14 protein-coding genes and 1 pseudogene are annotated in these 20,255 nt (G+C 56.1%); 8 read left to right on the top strand and 7 right to left on the bottom strand.

The features are described from left to right. Positions 1 to 19: 19 nt before the first annotated feature. Positions 20 to 1,252: an Nramp family divalent metal transporter gene (locus AC1XDK_RS29170; RefSeq protein ID WP_483353533.1), complete on the bottom strand. Its 1,233-nt coding sequence runs from the start codon at positions 1,250 to 1,252 to the stop codon at positions 20 to 22. Positions 1,253 to 1,463: 211 nt separating this feature from the next. Beyond that, positions 1,464 to 1,907: a universal stress protein gene (locus tag AC1XDK_RS29165; RefSeq protein WP_483353532.1), complete on the bottom strand. Its 444-nt coding sequence runs from the start codon at positions 1,905 to 1,907 to the stop codon at positions 1,464 to 1,466. A 197-nt stretch (positions 1,908 to 2,104) separates the two neighbouring features. Between AC1XDK_RS29165 and glmM the strand changes: the two genes are divergently transcribed. Further along, positions 2,105 to 3,418 carry a phosphoglucosamine mutase gene (gene glmM / locus AC1XDK_RS29160; protein ID WP_483353531.1) on the top strand — a complete coding sequence of 438 codons (1,314 nt, stop codon included), beginning with the start codon at positions 2,105 to 2,107 and terminating at the stop codon, positions 3,416 to 3,418. A gap of 396 nt (positions 3,419 to 3,814) precedes the next feature. Next, complete coding sequence (locus AC1XDK_RS29155) at positions 3,815 to 4,018, top strand: hypothetical protein (protein WP_483353530.1); 204 nt, start codon at positions 3,815 to 3,817, stop codon at positions 4,016 to 4,018. Positions 4,019 to 4,042: 24 nt separating this feature from the next. Here the strand turns inward: AC1XDK_RS29155 and glmS are convergent, their stop codons facing one another. The 3 genes from glmS to AC1XDK_RS29140 form a co-directional block, all read right to left on the bottom strand. After that, positions 4,043 to 5,857: a glutamine--fructose-6-phosphate transaminase (isomerizing) gene (glmS, locus tag AC1XDK_RS29150; RefSeq protein ID WP_483353529.1), complete on the bottom strand. Its 1,815-nt coding sequence runs from the start codon at positions 5,855 to 5,857 to the stop codon at positions 4,043 to 4,045. Between the two features lie 361 nt (positions 5,858 to 6,218). Further along, positions 6,219 to 7,223 carry a helix-turn-helix transcriptional regulator gene (locus AC1XDK_RS29145; RefSeq protein WP_483353528.1) on the bottom strand — a complete coding sequence of 335 codons (1,005 nt, stop codon included), beginning with the start codon at positions 7,221 to 7,223 and terminating at the stop codon, positions 6,219 to 6,221. A gap of 691 nt (positions 7,224 to 7,914) precedes the next feature. Beyond that, positions 7,915 to 8,502, bottom strand: coding sequence for a DUF7344 domain-containing protein (locus AC1XDK_RS29140; RefSeq protein WP_483353527.1), 588 nt, complete (start codon positions 8,500 to 8,502; stop codon positions 7,915 to 7,917). Positions 8,503 to 9,012: 510 nt separating this feature from the next. On the opposite strand from AC1XDK_RS29140, the gene AC1XDK_RS29135 reads away from it, so the two are divergent. The 5 genes and pseudogenes from AC1XDK_RS29135 to AC1XDK_RS29115 all read left to right on the top strand — a co-directional run bounded on the left by AC1XDK_RS29135 (position 9,013) and on the right by AC1XDK_RS29115 (position 15,352). Beyond that, the gene (locus tag AC1XDK_RS29135) at positions 9,013 to 10,383 is read left to right on the top strand and encodes a nucleotide sugar dehydrogenase (RefSeq protein ID WP_483353526.1); all 1,371 of its coding nucleotides are present in this window, start codon (positions 9,013 to 9,015) and stop codon (positions 10,381 to 10,383) included. After that, positions 10,384 to 11,340, top strand: coding sequence for a glycosyltransferase family 2 protein (locus tag AC1XDK_RS29130; RefSeq protein WP_483353525.1), 957 nt, complete (start codon positions 10,384 to 10,386; stop codon positions 11,338 to 11,340). After that, positions 11,337 to 12,398, top strand: coding sequence for a DUF354 domain-containing protein (locus AC1XDK_RS29125; protein WP_483353524.1), 1,062 nt, complete (start codon positions 11,337 to 11,339; stop codon positions 12,396 to 12,398). The genes AC1XDK_RS29130 and AC1XDK_RS29125 overlap by 4 nt, the downstream gene beginning before the upstream one ends. A gap of 40 nt (positions 12,399 to 12,438) precedes the next feature. Further along, a complete protein-coding gene (locus tag AC1XDK_RS29120) occupies positions 12,439 to 14,445 on the top strand; it encodes a hypothetical protein (protein WP_483353523.1) in 2,007 nt (668 codons plus the stop codon). Between the two features lie 47 nt (positions 14,446 to 14,492). Then, positions 14,493 to 15,352: pseudogene (locus tag AC1XDK_RS29115) on the top strand (NAD-dependent epimerase/dehydratase family protein). Positions 15,353 to 15,582: 230 nt separating this feature from the next. Here AC1XDK_RS29115 and AC1XDK_RS29110 read toward each other — a convergent pair. After that, positions 15,583 to 16,821 carry a DUF1616 domain-containing protein gene (locus tag AC1XDK_RS29110; protein WP_483353522.1) on the bottom strand — a complete coding sequence of 413 codons (1,239 nt, stop codon included), beginning with the start codon at positions 16,819 to 16,821 and terminating at the stop codon, positions 15,583 to 15,585. Between the two features lie 45 nt (positions 16,822 to 16,866). Beyond that, entirely contained in the window at positions 16,867 to 18,615 is a 1,749-nt protein-coding gene (locus AC1XDK_RS29105) for an asparagine synthase-related protein (RefSeq protein WP_483353521.1), read from the bottom strand. 705 nt (positions 18,616 to 19,320) lie between these two features. On the opposite strand from AC1XDK_RS29105, the gene AC1XDK_RS29100 reads away from it, so the two are divergent. Continuing rightward, positions 19,321 to 20,127, top strand: coding sequence for an FkbM family methyltransferase (locus AC1XDK_RS29100; RefSeq protein ID WP_483353520.1), 807 nt, complete (start codon positions 19,321 to 19,323; stop codon positions 20,125 to 20,127). Positions 20,128 to 20,255 lie beyond the last annotated feature (128 nt).

The raw sequence follows: 20,255 nt of genomic DNA, 5'->3' as shown, positions 1-20,255 counted from the left end.
ACTAAATCCGGCGCTCGTCTCAGCCGAGCAGGGTCGAGTAGAGGAGCCAGATATTGAGGACGATGATGAGCGCGATGACGATGCCGAGAACGCCTGTCGTCCGCGAGGAGTTACGGAACGACCCCATGATGCCCTCCTCACGCGTGAACCAGACCAGCGGAATGAGGACGAACGGGAGTTCGAAACTCAGTGCGACCTGTGAGGCCACGAGAACGGACGTCGGGTCGAACCCGGCTATCACGATAGCCAGACTCGGCGCGAGCGTCACCGACCGACGAATCCAGACGTTGATGTTGAGGTCGAGGAAGCCGTCCATTACCGTCTGTCCGGCCATCGTCGCCACGAGCGACGAGGAGAGACCGGCGGCGATGAGCGCGATGCCGAACGCCAAACTCGAGTTCGCACCGAACACGCCAGTGAGCGTGATGTAGGCTTCATTGAGCGTCTCGATACCCGTCCCCTGAAGCGCCGCTGCCGCGACGATGAGCATCGCCGCGTTCACGAACATGGCTCCAAACAGCGCGATGACGGTGTCAACGCTCTCCAGGATGTAGTGTCGCCGGTGGACCTCCTCGGTGTCCCCCTCGTCCTCGATGAGTCGACTCCGACGGTCCTGCACGATGTACGGGTGGAGATAGACGCTGTGAGGCATCACGGTGGCCCCGAGTATCCCGATGGCGATGTAGAGTGCGTTCGAGTTCGGAATGCCCGGCACGAGACCATCCGCTATCTGTTGGGTTGTCGGCTTTGCGAGAACCATCTCGAAGACGAACGCGAGCGCGATGATTCCGACGAAGGACATAATGACCAGTTCGACCCATCGAAATCCGCGTTTATGCGCGGTTCTGACGCCGAGGAGCGCGAACGAACTGGCTCCGGCGAGAATCGCACCCGCCCAAAGCGGAAGCGAGAAGATGAGGCTGAACCCGATGGCTGCCCCGATGATCTCCGCCATGTCCGTCGCTATCATGGCGAGTTCCGCGGCGGCCCAGAGTACGATGACGGTGCGCCGAGAAAACCGCTCCCGACAGAGTTGAGCGACGCCCTTTCCCGTCGCGATGCCGAGTTTCGCCGCGACTATCTGGATTCCCATCGCCATGAAACTCGCGAGGACGATGACCCAGAGCAGCGCCGGCCCGAACTTCGCACCGCCGGAGATGTTCGTCGCCCAGTTCCCCGGGTCCATATACGCGACGCTGATGATGAATCCCGGTCCGAGATACGAGAGAACTTCGCGAAGCGAGTATTTCATCGAATCACCCGCTCCCCGCCGATAGCGGTTTCCTTCCAGTCGTTCGCTACTCCACCCATGGAGTTGCCGCCTCCTGAATTCGATTCATCTAATTTGTAGTTTCGCACACTCAAATATAACGTTAGTGCTTTCACCACCATATTGCCACGAATGGACTGAATTCCGAGTTCACGGTCCTGTCGCCAGTCGTTTTTGATTCGAAGACCGTACTTCAAGAAGTCGTGTTGTCGATATTGTCCCGGATACGAACCGTCAGAACGGGGATTTCCGACCGACGAACGACGCTTTCGGTGACGCTTCCGACGACCCCTCGTTTGAGGCCGCTTCGACCGTGGGTCGCCATCACGATGAGGCCGATGTCGTTTTCGGCTGCGTACTCGACGATGGTTTCGTACGGGACGCCCTTCAGTACGTGGCCTTCGATGGAAAGGCCGCGTTCCTCTCCCTCGCGTACCGCTTCTTCGACGATGGATTCCCCCGGCGGGTTGTGTACGTCCGTGAGTACGTTGTCGAGCGCGAGCGGGCTATTGGTCGTGTTGAAAACGTACACGACGTGGAGTCCGGTGTCGAACTTCTCCGCCAGATGAAACGCGTGTTTCAGTGCGCTGGTCGCCCCAGCACTCCCGTCCGTCGGCACGAGTATCTCGGTGTACATCTTCCCTCGTCCGCTTCGATAGACTATTGAATCTCATGCGTGATATACTCTCTCACTACCTGCCCGACTCTACCCGCAATTCGATGACGATAAATCGTCCACTAACTCGGTGCAAACGTCCATCTCACGGGCGCTCTCCGCTGAACGGTCCTCAACGAAGGGAACCCTTTTGCCCGTTCCGACTGTCGTACGAATCAATGTTCGGAACCAGCGGAATTCGTGGCCCTGTCGGTGATGTCGTTACCGGAGACCTCGCACTGTCCGTCGGTCGGGCGCTCGCCTCGACCGGCGCGGAGCGCGTCGTCATCGGGCGCGACCCCCGAGACAGCGGTCGATTCCTCGGGGACGCTCTCTCGGCCGGTCTTCGCGAGTGTGGCGCGGACGTCGTCAACATCGGTCTCGCCTCGACGCCGACCGTCGCCCGAAGCGTCGAATGGAAGGACGCCGACGCGGGTGTTTCCGTCACCGCATCGCACAACCCGCCAACGGACAACGGTATCAAACTCTGGAACCCCTCCGGGCAGGCGTTCGACGCCGACCAGCGCGAGGAGATAACCCGCGTCATCGAGGACGAAGCGTTCGGCCTCGCGGACTGGGACGCGACCGGCGAGGAGACACACTGGAGCGGTGCACACGACAAACACGTCGAAACTCTCGCCGAGGCCGTTTCCCCTGCCGACCTCTCCGTCGTGGTGGATATCGGTAACGGGGCGGGTGCGGTCACCGCCGACGCACTTTACGAACTCGGGTGCGACGTGGAGACGCTAAACGCACAACCGGACGGCCGCTTTCCCGCCCGTCCCAGCGAACCCACCGCCGAGAACTGTCAGTCGCTCTGTGACCACGTGACCGCTATCGGTGCCGACCTGGGAATCGCCCACGACGGCGACGCGGACCGCATGATGGCCGTGGACGAAAACGGCGATTTTCTCTCCGGCGACGTCCTTCTCACGCTCTTCGCCCGCCAGCACGCCGCCGCAGGCGAAACCATTGCGACGCCGGTCGATACCAGCCTCATCGTGGAGGACGTGTTGGCAGAACAGGGTGCGGACGTGGCACGAACGCAGGTCGGCGACGTGTACGTTGCGGAGCGTGCAACCGAACCTGGCGTCGTCTTCGGCGGCGAGCAGTCGGGTGCGTGGATTTGGGCCGACCAGACGCTGTGTCCTGACGGCCCGCTCGCGGCCTGCCGCCTCGCCGAACTCGTCGCCGAGAACGAGCCGCTGTCGAAACTCGCCGCCGACGTCGGCGAGTATCCGATTCGCCGGAAGAACGTCCACGTGGACAACAAAATCGGACTGATGGCGTCCCTCTCGCAAGCCGTCACCGACCGCTACGACGACGCCACGACCATCGACGGCGTGCGCGTGTCGCTCGACGAGGGCTGGTTCCTCATCCGCGCCAGCGGAACCGAACCGCTGGTTCGAATCGCCGCCGAGGCCCGGGACCCGGACGCCGCGGATAACGTGTTCGAGACAGCGGACGCCTTCGTTGCCGAGTACACCGACTGATTCTCGGCCGTTTTCGGCGCAGGAGTGAAGTCGGCGGTCATAGGTTGGAGAACGAGTGACGTACATACGCGAGGCTCACGGAGACCACTTTTCTCATCGCCATTTCGTCACCTACCGTTAGACCGTTTCCCGAGCCAAGGCTGTCGATTCGGGAGCGCAGAAGGGTATGGATGACAGCTGTCCCAACAGACGTCTGCCACGGCGACGCTGGGACATTTCTTACTACTTAGCACTGGTAGTAATAAGTTTCGGCTCGCCGGATATCGTTTGTTTCAGCCATTTTCACATATCTTTCTCCTGTTCTTTCATCCCCGCAAATCCATCACCATCCTTGACACCTTCGATACTCGTTTACTCGGTGGATAATAATGGTTGGTCGGGGAATCCAGAGAAACGATGCCCCCTTCCGATTGGAGTACTCGATATCTCTCGCTCGGCATTTTCAGCACGGGTGGGACGACGTTCGCGTGGATGTTCGACAGCGCGTTCGTCATCTACGTCGCGCTTGCGACTGTTTTCGCGTTTGCGACGCTCGCACTCCTTCACGCCCACCGACTTCGAACCCAGTCCCCCCGAAGAAAAACGGGACGCACTCCATGACACTACCGTCGTCTATTCCGCGGTTTATTCGACTGTAACGCTCTTTGCCAAGTTTCGTGGCTTGTCTATCGGCCGACCCAAGTTCTTCGCCGCGTAGTAGGACACTAACTGCAACTGGACGTTCGCCAGCAGTCCCGACCACATGGGATGTGTCTCGGGGATTTCGAGGAACGCGTCGGATATCTTCTCGGCAGCGTGGTCCGCGTTTGCGACCGAGACGATCGGCGCACCGCGCGCCTGTGCCTCTTTGGCGTTCTGGAGTGTTTTCTTGTCCTTGTCGCCGTTGAACAGCGCGAACACGGGCGTGTCCGGACTCACGAGCGCGAGCGGGCCGTGTTTCAGTTCGCCGGAGGCAAAGCCTTCCGCGTGTTCGTAGGTGATCTCCTTGAACTTCAGCGCGCCCTCCTTGGCGACGGCGTTGTTCAGCCCACGACCGATGAAGAAGAACGCATCGCTCCCGGTGTACCGGCTAGCTATCCGTTTGGCGGCCGTGGTGTCGAGGACCTGCTGAACGTGTTCGGGAAGCTTCTCCAAGTCCTCGAGCAGTTCCGTCTTGTCCTCCGGTGCCGCTGCCGTCTCGATGTCCTCCGCGAGGCGGAGCGAGAGGAGCGAGAGCATGACCGCTTGCGAGGAGAACGTCTTCGTGGCTGCCACGCCGATTTCGGGGCCGGCGCGGATGAAGAGCGCATCGTCGGCCTCCCGTGACGCGGTCGAACCCATCACGTTCGTCACCGTGACGGTTCGTGCGCCCCGCTCTTTCGCTGCACGGAGTGCGCCGAGGGTGTCCGCCGTTTCTCCGCTCTGTGTGACGGCGATGACCAGCGTGTTTTCCGTGATGGAACCGGTAGCCGAATCGACGTACTCGCTGGCACGGAACGCCTGTGCCCGCATTCCTGTCTGGTTGAGGAGCTGTTGCCCGTACAGCGCCGCGTGGTACGAGGTTCCGCAGGCGACGAACTGCACGTCGTCGACGTCCTCGAACGACCCTTTCGGGAAGTCCTCGAGGGTGACCGTGCCGTCCTCCACTCGCCCTTCGATGGTGTTGGTGAGCGCGTTGGGCTGGGTGTTGATCTCTTTGAGCATGTAATGCTCGTACCCGCCTTTTCCGGCGTCCTCGGGGTCCCAATCGATCCGTTCCACGTCGCGAGTGACCATGTTGCCTTCGAGGTCGGTCATCGTCACGCCGTTCGGTTCGAGGACGGCGATGTCACCGTCTTCGAAGTACACGACCCTGTCCGTGTGGTCGAGGAACGCGGGGACGTCGCTGGCGAGGTAGTACTCGTTGTTGTCTAGCCCGAGAATGAGCGGCGACCCCTGCCGGGCTGCGTAGATAGCGTGGACACCGTCGACGAGTGCAGCCACCGCATAGCTTCCTTCGAGGTCGTTGATGGTCTTGCGGAACGCGTCTTCGATACTCGGAGAGTCATCGAGATAGTATTCGAAAAGATGGGGGATGACTTCCGTGTCGGTATCGCTCGTGAACTCGTGGCCATTGTCCTCAAGCCACTCTTTCAGTTCGGTGTAGTTCTCAATGATACCGTTGTGGACGACGGCGATGTTTTCCGTCTCGCTGGTGTGTGGGTGAGCGTTCGCATCTGTCGGCGGGCCATGCGTACTCCAGCGGGTATGGCCGATACCGACGTTACCCTTCGGAACACTTCCAACGATACTGTCTTTCAGGTCGGAGATCTGTCCCGAGCGCTTGTACACGGAAATCCCGGACCCGTTCTGGACAGCGACACCGGCAGAATCGTAGCCTCGGTATTCGAGGTTTTCGAGCCCCGTCACGAGTTTCGTTATCGCATCTCCTTCTCCGATGCGAGCGATGATTCCGCACATCCTACGTCTCCTCCGTTCGTCCTACGGGCTGCTCGTACTGTCGCTCCGGACCGGTACGTCCTCCCGTATCGTGGACCAGGCCGGAACGAACTGCCGCACGTCCGTCTAGTGTGTCAGGGTAGTTCATGGGTGTGTCCTATAGTCCTGCCGCCCCAACCACTGGTGACGACTGGCTCTTACCTTCCACATTTCACTCTATCCCTATTACTATAGACTGATTAAGAGGGAATCTTAGCAGGGGTGTAAAACAAATATATCGGCATCCATCTCGAATCTCACCCAGTTCGAATGTACTATATCTGAATTAAATTCGCCAGCCTGCACGGCTACTCCCATGAACACGTGGCAGCTTCAACCGCTTCTATTCTTGTTTTTTGGACAAATCGTTCGTATTCCCTGGTTCTTGCCCGTAGAGGATGACGATGTTTTTCCGTCCAATGTTGATTTTACTGATCTGTTTTCTGTCTTCCATCTTGGATAGGAGACGGCTGACCTTCGATTTCGACCAGCCGGTCCGTTCGATAATCTCTCCTTGTGGGAGCCGACCACCGTTTTCTCGTAGGAGTTTCAGTACGCGGTCCGCATCCGTCGTCATCGTCTCATTCTGTGTCGACGGTTTGAGATCTGGTTCGAGTCCAGTCCTCGTCTCGTCATCGGACCTCATCGGGAGCCATTCGATCCCGTTTCGCTGTATCAGTAACGCGGTTCCGACAAGAAGGCTAAGGAAAACGAGATACAGTCCTCCCGTGAGAACGCGACTGTTCGGGTTTGTTCCGAACCCATGTTCGAACCCGTCGCTCAACCCATCGCCATCGGTGTCTCTTTCCAGTGGATCCGTCCCGATTTTCACCTCTTTTCCGTCCTCTAATCCGTCGCTATCAGTGTCGACTTTTGACGGATCGGTACCGAGCGTTTGCTCTTCTCCGTCGTCCAGTCCATCGCCATCCGTGTCCGATTTAGTGGGATCCGTAACCAGTGCGCCCTCCGCGCTGTCGTTTAGCCCGTCGCCATCAGTATCCGGGTTGGTGGGTTTAGTTCCGCCATCCAACTCCGCAACGTCGGTCACCCCGTCGTCGTCCGTATCTGCTCGACTGGCGTTTGTACCGAGTTCGTACTCACGTCTGTCGTTTAGCCCATCTGCGTCCGTATCCTTGCGAGTCGGGTTCGACCCGATGCTTATCTCTTGATCGTCACGAAGGCCGTCACCGTCCGTATCCGAATCTGTTGCGTTCGTCCCGTAGTTGTTCACCTCTTCACCGTCTTCAAGTCCGTCTTTGTCGGAATCCTTGCTCGATACATTGGCTCCGATCTTGATCTCCTTTTTATTTGTTAACCCATCGTTGTCATCGTCGCCTGTCTTTGCCATGGGGTAGACGGGAGCGGTTTGTTTTGCGATAATTTTCCCACCGGTTTTGACGGTAACGACGGCTGTGTGACGCCCGCTGACGTTCGATGAAATGCCTCCAGAGGTGAAATTGATCTGCTGTACGGTACTAGTGCTGAACTGGACGTCGCGACACGCAGCGCTACTCGTCGTGTTGTTGTTGGGTCCACGGAGCTTTGTACAGACTTGGTAGCGTCCAGATCGATTGCCTGTGTACACTGTTACACTCTGATTGCGAGGCTCAGAGTCCCAGAGATAGGTCATATTCGGTCCTGATTTTGCGACTCCTGGTCCAGTGTATGTGACGCTCTGAATAACAAGTTGATTACCCGTCGGTGCTCCACCGGCGGGGGCGACGGTGGCAAAGAGAAGCAAACAGATCGAGAATATCGCTAGATGCCGGTTTATCATATTGGTGTTGTTTTTGCTTCTAGTTTCGTCCGGTGAACAGTTCTATGTTTGGTATTTTCGCGCTGAGTATTTTTCTTGTGTGTTCGGATTTCTATTGAGTCTATCTGTTGTATTTAGCCTGTCTTACTAGTAGGTTACGACTGAAATCGTTTGCACCTCTTGAAATCTTGAAAACAGAGATGTATGAAAATGAGAATACGATTTGTATTAGTAGCAAACCAATACTGAAACTTTTCTTCTCTTTCCACCGATTTACTAGTCGTTACGCGAATCGTTGTCTAAGTGTGAGTGAACAGAACATCCCAAGAATCGCAACCCCGACCGATCCATGCGGGAGCAACGCGAAGGGTGAAACGCCAAGTGTCGATCCAGCGAGAAGAGTCGCACCGAGACCGGATACGCCGAGATAGTACCGTTCCCATCGGGTCGATGTGTGTGTGTTCCCCTCCTCTTCCTCCTCCTCGACGTCATCATCGCACGTCTCCGGTTTGAGGTATTCGTACAATACGTCCGCTGCATCCATCTTTTTAACCGTCCCGCGGCTCTGGTCGTACTCGATGATTCCCTTCTCGTCGAGTTTCGGGAGATGAGATTGATACAGTGGAATGTACACACGCTGGCGCTCACTGGACGTGATCGCTTGCACGCTCGTCTCGTTTTCCCACGCTGCGACCTGCTCTGCGATGTCGCGCATCGAGACCTTTCCCTCTGTCTCGTAGAGGTATCGAAGTACATGACGACGCCGCTCGTTCTGGAGGAGGTGATAGATTTGATCCTCATTTAACTCCAGAGACGTGGGCGTGTCTATCGAAGGAAATTGTTCTTTGGCCTGTTGTGTCGTTGTGCTCATACATGGTGGGTTCGTTGGGGGGATAATAAACGGGGAAGCTACTCCCGGAAGTTGCAGCCAGTTTTCGAACAGTTCGTTCCCGCCTTATTATCTTTCAAACTGTTTCATCGAGTTCACCTTGATTCCTTCTCTTGGTTTTTCCTGCATGTATTTTCATACCACAGTGATTTGTGTCCCTCCCGAAACCACTGTTTTCTTGTTAGCTAATTTTAATCTGTTCTATCCATATCTGTGGTCCATTATCTGTAAGTGATCGGTTAATCATACTACTTGTTCTGGACAGGTTGGCTGACCTATGTTACTGTCTCTCATCAATTTCGACTCGGAAAACGGCATTTTTGCGGTACGAGGCTCTTAGTCAGTGTATAATAAAGGCTACATGGTCTAATGGATTCTAACGAGGAATATGTCTGACCGAAGAACTCGAAGGAAATCTACTACCTTTTTCCTTCGATACCTGTCTTCGGTGCGGACGGTAACGGAGCTCAACTGAATGGAGGACCATCACCCATGAACTCGACGATAGGAGATATAGACGGCCAACGGGACCATCCCGGAAGTGACCAGAGTGACGTAATAGATAGCCGGGAAGCGACGATTTGCGTCGTCGGTCTCGGCTATGTCGGACTCCCGTTGGCGGTCGGATTCGACCAAGAGGGTTACAACGTTGTTGGCTTCGACATCGACGACGGAAAAGTCGAAACCCTTCGTGGCGGCACTGACACAACGGGTGACCTCGGTGACGATGCGGTTACCGAGAGTAAGATCACCTACACGAACGACCCCGAGAAGATCACCCGTGCGGATTACGTGATGATCGCCGTTCCGACGCCGGTAGACGAAAACGATCAACCGAATCTCGACTTCGTAGTGGCGGCTGGACGTACCATCGGTGAGTACATGTCCCCCAATACCACTGTCATCCTCGAATCGACGGTCTTCCCGGGTGCGACGCGTGAGGTCCTCCTCCCTGCAATCGAGGAATCGTCCGGATTGACCTGCGGCGAGGACTTCTTCGTGGGTTACTCTCCGGAACGTGCAACGCCGGGTGACCCAGAACACGGCCTTCGTGACGTGGTGAAAGTAGTCGGTGGAATGAACGACGACGTACGCGACGACATCGCCGAATTGTATTCGACGGTCATCGACGCGGGCGTTCACAAGGCTGCTTCCATGGAGGTTGCAGAGGCAAGCAAGGCCGTAGAGAACATCCAGCGTGACCTGAACATCGCCCTCGTGAACGAATTGGCGATGGCCTTCGACAGCATGGATATGGATATTGACACGCGTGCAGTACTCGAAGCGTCGGGTACGAAGTGGAACTTTCACGACTATCGACCGGGACTTGTCGGCGGACATTGTATCCCCGTCGACCCGTACTTTTTCATCCACCGGTCTAAGAAGGCCGGATTCACTCCGACGCTCATCCAACAAAGTCGTGACGTGAATGAGGCTATGCCCACTCACATCTCGAACATGATGATAAAGGAGCTGAACCGGTCCGGCAAGCCGCTCCGCGACAGTCGCGTTCTCATCCTTGGGGTCACGTACAAACCGGACGTGGCAGACATCCGCACGTCAAAGGTGGACGGTATTATCCGCCAACTCCACGAGTTCGACATCGAAACTGTCGGCTACGATCCACACGGGGATAATGAACTCATGGTCGAGGAGTTCGGCGTTGCGATGCAGGAGGACGACGAGTTCTCCGTAGAAGGGTTCGACGGCATCATTCTCGCGACACCCCATCGCGAATTCTACGACCTCGACTTAGAGGAACTGACGGCCGAGATGAACGACAACCCATCCTTCGTCGATGTGACTGGCGCGTTCGACGCCGAGAAAGTCACCGACGCTGGATTCTCGTACCGGAGGGTATAGATGTACGAAGGGCACACGATAGGCGTCGTCGTGCCCGCGTACAACGAAGAAGGGTTCGTCGGCGACGTCCTCGATTCGCTTCCCGACTTCGTAGACCGCATCTATGTCGTAGACGACGCCTCGACCGACGGTACGTGGGATGAAATCCGAGCGCATGCGGCGATAGAGCGTGCGCCTCGTGCTGGTGAAAGTGACAACACCGATAGTGACGTCGTCGCTATCCAGCATGAAGTGAACAGAGGTGCTGGTGCGGCTATCAAAACGGGCTATCTCGCCGCTCGTGAGGACGGGACGGACATAACTGTCACCATCGACGCAGACGGTCAGATGGACCCTAGCATAATGACTCGTTTCCTTGACCCCATCGTGGCGGGCGATGGGGACTACACGAAGGGCGACCGTCTTTCGAACTCGGATCTTCGTCACGAGATGCCACGATTTCGTCTGCTCGGCAATTGGATGCTGACGGGACTGACGCGCATTGCCAGCGGTTACTGGGACGTGACTGACCCGCAGAACGGCTACACCGCGATTTCCCTGTCGGCGCTCGAAGCCATCGACCTCGAAGAGTTGTACGAGTACTACGGCTACTGCAACGACATCCTCGTTAAACTGAACGTGGCTGGCATGCGCGTCGCAGACGTGGACATGCCCGCGACGTACGGCGACGAGGAGAGCAGTATTCAGTATGGCGACTACATTCCCAAAGTGTCGTTCATGCTTCTCAAGAACTTCTTCTGGCGGCTCGGCTCGCGTTACCGAACCCATCCACTTGGGATCGCGTACATCTTCGGCGTCGTAAGTGGGTTGGCGGGTATCGCACTCGGATTCCGAGCCCTTGGGTCGACCCTCATCGGGACGAAAAGCGGCGATGCCCAAAAATCGCTTACGTCGTTCGTCATCGGTGTGATCGGTATCCTCGTCGGAATTCTCCTCGACAGGAGGGAAAACACATGAGAGTATTCGTCACCATTCAGCACCCGGCACACGTCCACTTCTTCCGCAACGCGATCGCGGAATTAGAGGCAGATGGCCACGATGTGCAGGTCTTCGCCCGCGAAAAGGAGATGGCGGTCGAACTGCTCCGGCGGTACGACATCAGCCACGAAGTGCTAGCTGGTACCGCCTCGGGACTGTCCGAACTAGCACGGATACAGGCAATCTACGAGGCACGTCTGCTCCGACGCGCTATTCAGCTAAAACCCGACGTGATTATGGCGATCGGTGGTGTCGCGGCTGCACACGTGGCGAAAGTCACGGGGGCGAGAAGTGCTATCTTCTATGATACGGAACACGCAAAACTCATTCAGAACCTCGCTTTCCCGTTCGCGGATGCGATTTATACTCCTGATTGCTATACGCAAAACGCCGGTTCGAAACAGGTCCGGTATCCCGGCTACCACGAACTTGCGTATCTTCACCCCGACCGTTTTACGCCAGATCCGGAAGTGGTCGAGGACCTCGGCTTGGATCCGGAGGAGACGTTCACCGTCCTTCGTCTTGTCGAATGGGGTGCCTCACACGACGTGGGTCAAGGCGGCTTCGATGACGTACGCGACGTGGTGGAACGATTGGAGGACGCCGGTTCGGAAGTACTCATCACGTCCGAACGGTCGCTTCCCTCTTCGCTCGAACCGCGCCGAGCAACTGTTTCGCCGCATCGGATGCACGACCTGCTTGCCTTTGCTGACTTGTTTGTCGGGGAGGGCGCAACGATGGCCGCCGAGAGCGCCGTTCTCGGTACGCCCGCCATCTACGTTAACACACTCACGATGGGGTATACGGACGAACTGGACGAGCGCTACGAACTTCTGTTCAACTACCAGCAGGAAGACCGACATGCGAGAGCGCTCGAAAAAGCAGTCTCCATCCTTGAAGGTGACACTGACTGGCAAGAGCGGCGAGAGCGACTGCTCGACGACAAGGTAGACACGACTGACGTCATTTTGCGTGCAATCATGGGTCGTTCCCAGAACGCACACGGTCGGACGGAGCGGTCAGGCGCGGAGGTTTAACTATGATGATAGACCCACGATTCGACGAACGGAGGTACTAATGTCCGGGAGAATGGAGAGCTGGCTACGACAGCGACGGTTCGACGTTGATGCTGCGATTATCGGCCTTATTATCGCTCTCGGGCTGTTTCCACTGCGATTTTTCGCCTCGCAAGTGTACATCACGACAATACCTATCGTCCTCGGACTGGGGTGCGGACTCTATCTGCTCGCGGTTCGCAACGACCGCGATACGATGCACGCCTATCCGTCCCTTTCACGGATAGTTGCCCAAGCCCTGCCGAGCATCTGTTTTGTGATGATGACCGCCATGGTCGCCATCGCGTTGTACACGGGTCAGCGCTCTCTGCTGTTTCATCTGCTTTCGGGTGCAACGGGGACGCTCATTATCCTCCAAATCCTATTCGTGGATGAAGAGGACCTTCTTCCGTCGCTTCTGCTAACACAGATTCTCGCTCTCGCGTTTGTCATCCGATTCATGGCGGTGTACACCACGCCGTCATATGTTGGAATCGATATCTGGACGCACATGACCCAGTTGGCTGGGGGTGTACTCGAACAGCACTCCCTCTCTGCGATGAACGGGAACAAACACATTGCGGCACCATTATTCCACCTGCTTGTCGCGTCCGCGGCGATGTTGTACGACGTGTCGCTCCGTAACGCACTGTACCTTTCTATCGGCGTGGCATTTCCGATGACGATTCTATTTGTCTATGGAGCGACGAAACTCCTTGTTCCGGTGCGCTGGGCAGTGTTCGCGGCGATGCTCTACTCCGTCGGTGACTACTTCATCGAGTGGGGTATCCATATTATTCCGACGAGCCACGGGCTGTTGTTCTTCGCCGCCATCATATACGCGCTTCTCCGCATCATGCAACTGGAGTACAACGCAAGGGACTTTGGCCTACTCGTGTTCCTCTCGGTTGCCATCATCCTGACCCACCAGGTATCGACGTTCATCATGCTTATCTTCCTGTTCTCGGGTCTCCTCGCTCAGTTCGTTCTCAAACTGGGGCTCTTCCAGACGACGGCCCGACGGCCAGGTGTTTACCGGACACTGGAACCGGTCAACCTTGCGGGACTGCTCGCGTTCGACGTGGGGCTTATCACCTTCATGTGGTCGTTCACCCCCTACAACGGGAACTCGTTCCTCAAAACCGTGTTGTTGTATCTCGAACAGACGCTGGTGTCGAGTGCGGGCCTGCTGAACCTCGCGAGCAACAACTCCCAATATATCTCCCTTCCTGCCCCGACGCTTATGCAGAAAGTAGCGTCGTACGTCGATGTAATGGGATACCTCATCCTCTTCGGCTTGACGGTCATCGGCTGTCTGTATGTCTTGCGCCGAAAGCGCATCTCACATTCGGTATTTACGCTCTTGTTCGCGATCGTCGTGATGACCGGGTTCACCCTCGGATTACCAATGTTCGGTATTCGTAACTTCATTCCGCAGCGATGGTTTGCGTTCCTCTACGTACCGATGGCTATTCTCGCCGCCCTCGGTGTCGGTTATCTGGTTCACAACCTCAACCGGAACGTCGTTGTCGCCGCGCTGCTCATCGTCGCGCTCCTCTACCCAAGTGTGATGGTAATGTCCAGTCACGGCGCTATCGACAGTCCCGTCTTCAAGGACGAGCAGGCGCGCTTGACGTACACGAACTCCGAGATTGCGGCGGTTTACACCATCTCGGATATGACCGGCTCACCCGATTCGTCGGACATCTCGTCGAATCAGGTACTCCATACAGACCACCCCTATCAGACGGTATTTGCAAGAACAGGGTCGTATCCCGCCTCGGCGGCTAACCTCTCTGCTGACAACAGGGACGGACCGACGAACCATTCCATTACCGTCTACCGACGGTATCAGTCCACGGGGACACCCAAGTTCCTACTCGTGAAACACGTGAAGGTAGATGGAAACCAAACGACTGCCAGCGTCCCTGTTCGCCAGCAGGTGTCACAGCAACAGATCTGCCGTCCCAACCAGAGCATCCTCTACAATAACGGCGACGTGATGCTTTGTGCTAACCGGACGATATAGAGCAAGATAGGATAATCCTTTTTTCTCATCCTCTTGCATGACTGTCCATGCAAGGGCAACGCATTCTTGTTACCGGGGGTGTCGGATTTATTGGCTCGAATCTCGCGAACCACCTCGCCGAGGAGAACGAGGTCATCGACATCGATGACGGCTATCTCGGGACTGCGGACAATCTCACCGAGGCGGTTGAGTTTCACCAACGAAGCGTTTTCGAAGACGACCTGCCGACGGATGTGGATGTCGTCTTCCACCTCGCTGCGCTGTCGTCCTACACAATGCACGAGGAGAATCCGACGAAGGATGTCCAAGTAAACGTGGAGGGATTTGTCAACACTGTTGAACAGGCGAGGGAGGACGATTGTGATACCGTTGTCTACGCGACAATTTCCTCGATTTACGGTAGCCGAACGGAGCCATCGCCCGAAGATATGGACGTAGAAGCACACACGGCTACGAAGCATCCAAACTGGCCCGGGAACGCTATGCCGAATACTTTGCTCACCACTACGATATGAACATGGCCGGGATGCGATTTTTCTCAGTTTATCAGGGCTACAGTGGTGCGGAAGAAGACAAAGGGGAGTTTGCTAACATCATTGCCCAGTTCGCGGACGACATCGCGAACGGGGAATCGCCGCAAATCTACGGTGACGGCAGTCAAACGCGGGACTTCATGTACGCCTCAGATATCGTCAGCGGTCTCGAACTTGCGGCCGAGAACGAACTGACTGGCGCCTATAACCTCGGCACGGGGGAGAGTTACGACTTCAACACTGCCGTTGAGTACATCAATGAAGAGCTCGGCACCGACGTGGAACCGGTGTACGTCGAAAACCTGATCCAGGAGGACGTGTATGTCCACGACACGATGGCTGACGTGAGTAAGTTCTTTAATGCGACTGGTTAGGAACCCGAAATCAGCTTTGAAGAGGGCGTCCATCGCGTTTGTTCTCAGTACCAATAACTCGGCTTATCTCTTTTTTAGCCATTGCTTGGTTCGACAGCAGCGACACTCCGTAGTACGACGGGTATTCAAACCGAACATGGGATAGAATCTTCCCGTGATGAATACCGGATGGTGTCGACAAGAAAGAAACCCATTCACGTCTGACGGCGCTCAGCTCTCGTCCCTGAACTTCACGAGAAGAAGCCGCCGTCGTCGGTGGTCGTTGTGGTAGTGGTACCCGTCGACGTCGGTCCTGCTACCGTCGTCGTGGTAGTGGTCGATGTTGGTTGCGAGAACGTCGTTGTTCGACGCTGTGTCGTCTGGCGCTGGGTCGTTTGTTGGCTCGTCATCTGTTGTTGTGTTGTCTGTTGTTGCTCCGTTGTCTGCTGTTCGGTCGTCTGTCGTTGTGTCGTCTCTTGGCCGTTGTCCCCACCATTGTCGGCCTCTCCGCCGCTGTCGGATCCCTGATTTTCGTCGACTGAGTTTCCTTGATTGGTGGGTGCGCTCCCCGAGGAGACCCAGGCGCGCGTCATTCTATATGGCTCTCCCGAGGCGGACCCCTTGTAGAGGAGCAGACGGACACGGACGTTATCGCCGGTGAACGCTGGGTCACCGGTGAGTTTTACCTGTTTTTTCTCCCCTGCGTCGACCGTGACCTGCTCTTTGGCAAACTGAGATCGCTCGGTAACGCTCCCACCTTCGACCCGCTCGACGACGGCAACAACCGTGTAGTCCGTTTGTTTCCGTTCGTGGTTGTGAATGTTGGCTGTCACGCCGTCCTCGGCGAGGTCCGTGTTGTACATCGTGTTCGTCTGGCCGTTCACTTTGTTTGTGTTCATGTAGAATTCGGTGAACACCTCTCCCTGTGGCGGATTGAGTACCGCGAAACCCAGGGTTGACGCGAGCAGGATGACACTGATGACGATACCAGCGTTCAGTGCCACGGTCAAGCCTTGGTCCGAGCGTCCACGCGGACTGAACAACACTTTCGGAACGCCGGGTGAGTATCGCCGTTCGGCCGGGACGCGTACTCGTCGGACGAACGCTATCAGTGTGAATATCAGAGTAAACCCGACGATTCCATACAGAATTGGGTGTACACGAACGCCCCACGGGGTGAAGTTGGAGAGTGCGGCTACCATGGGAACGACGGCGACGCTCAGCGCTGCGGAGAGCGCGACTCGTTCGGGGCCGCCGACCGCGTATTTGGCGTCGTCGTTCCCCGTGCCGAACGTCCGTTCCTCGTTCTCACCACCTTCCGGGAACAGCGCCGACATAAGCACGTATCCTGGGAGAAACACGACGAGCGGAAGTACGAGGGCGACACGCAATCGTCCGCCGAGTTCTGCATATGCGACGATTCCTCCGACAAAGGTTAGCATGAGCACTAACACGAGGTCGAGAAACCACCAGCGGCTATTCGTACGCATTGCACTGAAAATCGGTTGGAGCGGGTTTTATTATACGGCTGCTAATCAGTTTTCCGACGGTACCTCGTCGGCTCCACGTCGCTTTGACCCTGCTTTGCCACTCGTATTCGGTTCGTTCGGCATGTACAGAACGTCCATCGGATTGACCATATTCTCCGAACACTGAGCGACCCACCCGACCATATCGTTGATACGAAGCTTGTGACGCGACGGAAGGTCGTGAATCGTCTCGCTTTCTGGGAACAATCGCTGGTCCAAGTTGTAGCGGTCGTACACCTTTTGCCGGTCGGGCCACGCCGGTTGGAACTCCGTAATAAGCGGAAGTTTCCGCCGCGCGAACTGCTCGACTTCGGACAGCAGCGTCGAGGTGTACGGGCGGTCTGGGGGACGGTGACGGAACATGTCCTCGTCCAGCTGCCGAATCGCCCGGATGAACGTCGATGTGTTTCGGTACTCCGGCGGTGTCTGCAGGTGCCACTCCAGCAGTTCCGTGTCGGCCGCAATGAACGATTCGAGGTAGTTATCCGCAAGGTGTGTCCGGGACGGAATCGTCGGTTGATTGCGGATACTGAACAGCGATAGGGCGTTCTGCACGGAATCGGTTCGGCTCCAACAACGATCGAACTCCGCGTCGATAGCTTGGCGAACGAATTTCCCGGCGGCGTCCGGGTCAGTGGTATACTTCTCCGCGACCTTCTGGCTCCGCTTGGGGAGATAACCGAAGTTGTCCAGCGAAGCCTCGACCGGATCGGGATTCTCCTCCATCTTCTTCGTCGGTATCTTCTTTCCAAACAGCTTCACCTCGGTCCGCTTGTGGCCGAATCCCTTTAGCAGCGTGTCGAACAGCAAGGCATGATACATCGTGTCCACTTCCATCTCGCTGTTGTAGCCGGCGTGATGGATGTGAATGGACTCCTTGATTCCCTGTGTGTCGCGTACTTTCTGTTCTCCGGGCGTAATGTATCGATCGTTCGTCACCAGCGTCGTGTGGTCCACACCGTACTGTTTGGCCAAGCGACGGGCGACTTTTACTTCCTGTGCGTTCGGCATTCCAACCGTGTACGTGTGGTCGAGGTCGGGTAGTTGGGACAACAGTGTCCGCGAATCGTACCCCGCCGACAGCAACAATCCTTTCTTGCCCGGCTGGCGCGAGCGAAGTCGAATCGCGCGCTGCATCCGTTCCGCGAGTTCGCTTGCGTAGTCCATCTCCTGTTCATCGTAGATGAACCGATCGAGTTCACTCGCCTCCTCTGCGGTCAGGTAGCCGTCAAACGGTGCGCGATGTAGTTCGTGAAACAGTGTCTTGTCGCCGAGGACGACGCCCATATGAAGGAACTCTCCCACGGACTGTCGATTCATTGTCGGGTTGTCGATGGTTTTTGCGACTTCTGCTGCGTCGGACCCGAACACTCGAATGCCGGGATCGTCGGTGTAGAAACACTCCCACGACCGGATTGTGTCGGTGAGGATAATGGACTCTTCGTTGTGTTCGATGAACGCCAGATAGGACCCGTTGAGCGAGCGGATCGCGTCCGTACCCTTCTCCGCGTACTGCTCTAACAGCCACCGCGCAGGCTCGGACCATCCTCGCTTGTTCGGGTACGCCTCTCCCCAAATGATACACGATCCGTGTTTCCCGGTGTACGAAGCGCTCCGGCCTGGAATCCCGAGTCCCGTATCCCGGATACCGACGGTCCCGACGTCACTCGTTACGATGTCGTCGAACTCTCGCTCGGAACGGAAGTGTTCGAAATCGTCTCGGTCACCAAAGACACCAAATATCTCTTTGTTCATCGTTCGTGCTCCTCCGTTGGGTCAGCTGGCGGTCGCTCCGTGCCACGGCAGCATCGGACTGCTCGCCGATTTCGTCTCGTGCCCTCTTCTCTCGCTCGTGTCACGGTTGGCTCTACTATTACCTATTAGGTCAACGACGGTTAACTATACACAGTATAACATCAGGAAAATTGTGTTTAGGCGGCTCTGAAACGGTTTGTACCCATTGGAACCTACACCTACCTATCCACGTCCGAAACGCATCGCTGATCCTGGCTCGACGATCGACAGTCTCACTATGAACGGATACGGTGCGGGAAAAGGCTGTTTGTGCTTTCCTCGGTGATCGTGGGATAGGCTGGACTAATTCGGTAAACGGATGGTATTATCGGCAATGGCTATTCTTCGATGATTCTGTGAATGTCATTTCCGGCCGTATATCCCATTTGGCTGCGGAGATCCCTCGACCAGATGACGGGTATTTGACTGAATGATGGACATTCTGGTTGTTCACCTATTGTTTGTTATGCCTGTTGCTGCTATTCTCCGGAATAAAATACGCATTCTAAACAGTTCAAATTTTTAATATTACTAATAAATATAACGGCGCATCTGACGGAGATTCCGTTCGACGCTTTATTATGCGTCTACTAAGCCGATTTATCTACCTTTCAAAGCCGATTATCGATGATATATATTTATAACTCTACTCTCGAGGTGTGTAGTATGGGTGATCTGGAGCGATGGGCCGCCCAAAGTCGTCTGTGGAATCTCTGTAAACAGGTGGGTATCGCACCAACGATTTCGACACTCTACTGGCATGCTATTCTCGCAGTCCACCTCTGGTCGGTTTCTGTGACCATCGGGGGAATAACGGTCGAGTTCGCGACCGACTCCCGAACCGAATATTCTCGAGTGACGTCGCTCGTCGGCGAACAGGATGTCATCGAATCCCTGTTAGACGACGTCCGCGAATCGGACGTAGTGTACGATATCGGAGCGAACATTGGGACACACACCTGTTTTGTCGGGAAACGTCTCGAAAGCGGGTTGGTTGTCTCTTTCGAACCCATGCCGACGAATGCAGCCCGACTTCGCCTCAATCTTTCCGCGAACGTTCCAGTGAATCGATGGCAAGTTGCAGAACTTGCGCTTTCGAACGAGGACTGCTCAGGCATGCTTGCGGTGAAAAGCCAGAACTACGGCGAAGGAAAACATGCGCTTTCCAAGGATGGTGAACTTGAAATAGACGTATTCCGAGGCGAGACACTAATCGAGGAGGGTCGATATCCTGCACCGGACATCCTCAAAATCGACGTAGAAGGTGCGGAACTGCAAGTACTTGAGGGGTTTGGTGAACGACTTGCCGACGTTCGTATCGTCTACGCGGAACTCCACCACAATCTCAGCGCGGAGTATGGAACGTCAACTGAGGAAATTGAAGGGTATCTTCGCGACCATGGGTTCGAGGTCGAACGACTCAGTGAGCGGTCGGATGCATATCACATCCGTGCGATCCAGTCACAGTCCTAACGACTCAAAACGTCAGACCAGTGGATGATAGGGCAACAGAGCTTCAACTTTGACGGCACTGTCTAGTTACTCGACTTCGCACCTTATGCTGGCTAAGCGCGTATAGCTAGCGTGAATCGCTGATGCTT

The sequence above is a fragment of the Haladaptatus sp. HS23 genome (assembly GCF_056892285.1).
Note: the sequence above shows the minus strand (reverse complement) of the source record. Positions and strands in the feature narration are given on the sequence as shown.